The sequence below is a fragment of the Bacillus sp. JJ1764 genome (assembly GCF_036962145.1).
Classification (GTDB): Bacteria; Bacillota; Bacilli; order Bacillales; family Cytobacillaceae; genus Neobacillus.
In genome coordinates this window covers 16818-19160 of record NZ_JBALNY010000104.1, presented here as the reverse complement: position 1 = coordinate 19160, position 2343 = coordinate 16818, and the positions used below count along the sequence as shown (strand labels likewise).

The 2343-nt window shown below is 41.8% G+C and carries 2 protein-coding genes; both read right to left on the bottom strand.

Annotated elements, in window-relative coordinates; translation table 11 throughout:
- Positions 1-148: 148 nt before the first annotated feature.
- A complete protein-coding gene (locus tag V7083_RS15185) occupies positions 149-1567 on the bottom strand; it encodes a sensor histidine kinase (protein ID WP_335479261.1) in 1419 nt (472 codons plus the stop codon).
- A complete protein-coding gene (locus tag V7083_RS15180) occupies positions 1557-2231 on the bottom strand; it encodes a response regulator transcription factor (protein ID WP_335479258.1) in 675 nt (224 codons plus the stop codon). Before V7083_RS15180 ends, V7083_RS15185 begins: the two co-directional genes overlap by 11 nt.
- Positions 2232-2343 lie beyond the last annotated feature (112 nt).

The window sequence follows — 2343 nt, the reverse complement described above, 5'->3', positions numbered from 1 at the left end:
AAAACATAAATCTCGTAATTTCCGAAACAAAATGATGATATTTATAGACTTCTCGATTCTTTTTCCTTCTCCTGCAAAAATTCTAGAAAAACAAAAAAAAAAAAGACCGTTCTGGTCTACTTCTTTTGGCTCTGTAGATGTTTCATTGCTACGTTCCATCCTGGGCTATGAGTACCCGGGGAATTCGCACCAAGAATGTTGTTCCTTTGCCTTGTTCACATGAAACGCGTATGCTTCCCTTATGGGTATCCACAATCCATTTTGCAATCGACAGTCCCAATCCATGACCACCCATCTGCCTGGACCGCGATTTATCCACCCGGTAAAAACGTTCGAAAATCAGTGGGATATCTTCCTTCCTGATGCCGATTCCTGTATCCTTAACAGCAAAACACAAATCTGTTCCTGCTTTTTCTAACGTGAGCAGAACCTCCCCATGGTTGGGGGTATATTTAATGGCATTATCCAACAAGATGTATAATAACTGTGATAATCGTTCCGGATCTCCTACAGCCGGCAAGCTACCCGATGACTCCAGCCTAAGCAATATTTCCTTCTCTTCCGCCAGTGGCTTCACGGATTCCACGGCTTTTTCTGCATACGGATGAAAATCAAACATCTCATTTCGAACTTCAAGTGTATTCGAATCGGACCGTGCAAGGGTCAGCAGGTCACCGACCAAATTTGTCATCCTTTTGACTTCTTGTCTCATATTAAACAGCAGCCTTCCAACAAACTCTTTTTCATCAAGGTCCATCGTCATTTCCATAGCATCAATGGACGATAGCAATACACTAAGAGGTGTACGGAGCTCATGAGAGGCATCCCCCACAAATTCTCGCTGTCTAGTAAAAGCTTTACTTATTGGAACCATTGCTCTTTTCGACATCACTACACTCATGTATACGGCGACCCCGAAAAAGACAATGCCCATTATGATTAAAATCGTTAGGACCCACTGGAACAATTGGTAAGTAAAGGAAATATCTTTCCCAATATAAAGCTGGCCAATATATTGGCCTTTCACGACAATAGGCTGACTGGCAATCAATAATCGAAGATCTTCATTCTCTCCCGTGGCATGAAATTCTCCTCTGTTCATTCTCCCCATTGGTTTTTCGCTCATTTGTAGGGTTTCCCGATGCATCCCCGTCTCATTGTGATCCAGATTGGTTACCAGACGAAGTAATTCCGGGCGTAATCGAGGATTATCTTCATTCCCCATGATCATTTCACCATTTGAGTTCACCACATAGTAAAAAAATTGATTAGCTCCAGCAAAAACCAGCTCCTGATTATCTGCTTTATTCCAGTCACTTTGATTGTTCTTTACCAAATAATTTTCTATATAATCAGATTCCTGGACCAATAATGTCCGCAATTCCTGTTCTTGATTTTTCATAATAACGAAATGTAAAACAGTATAAACAATAGCAATAAACAGAACCAAAAACAGAATGAGCAGTCCACTGTAAATTCGGGTTAGCCGGCCTTGCGTTCTTCTAAAAAGATCCTTCTCATGAGGATTCCCTATAAATAAAAGGAGATGACGCCATCTAGTTTTCAAACTTATAGCCCACCCCTCTAATACTTTGCAGGAATTCCTTGTTACTCAAGGGAACCAACTTCTTTCGAATGAGCTTGACTGTTGCATCTATAGTTTTCGGAGCAACGTCCGAATCCAATCCCCAGATTCGTTCCAAAATCAACTCGCGCGGCAATACCTGTCCCTTATTTTGCACCAATAAATCCAACAATTGAAACTCTCTTGGTGACAATTGAATTTCTTCACTTCCAAGACGAACCTGGTGGCTCATTCGCTTTAACACTAAATCTTCTATCTGAACCTCTTCTTCGATAATCGGCGCATAGTTACGGCGGGAAAGGGCTCGCAGCCGGGCTAATAGCTCGCCAATCTCAAACGGTTTTACCAGATAATCGTCCGCTCCTGAATCCAATCCCTCGATCCGGTCCTGAATAGAGTCTTTGGCCGTGAGCATCAGAATCGGACCTGAGTAACCTTGTTTTCGCAGGCGTCGGCAGACAAGGACACCATCCCCATTGGGCATCATCCAGTCCATAATAATGACATCGTAATGGGCAGCTGTTGCGTAATAAAACGCATCCTCCCCATCCGTCACCCATTCCACCTTATAACCCGCTTTCTTTTTTAACATATAGACAATTAGCTCGCCAAGTCTTGCATCATCTTCTGCTAATAAAATATTCATAGAAATAAAACTCCTTTTTGCGAGTTTAGTAGTTTCACCGAATATTTTACTTTATGATTCTTAAGGTTAACTTAATAAAAAGCTCTGTTAAACTTGGCTGTTGATTTGCGCT

Coding starts and splice junctions, on each gene's coding strand:
- V7083_RS15180 (WP_335479258.1), bottom strand. CDS start 2,231: ATGAATATTTTATTAGCAGAAGATGATGCAAGACTTGGCGAGCTAATT.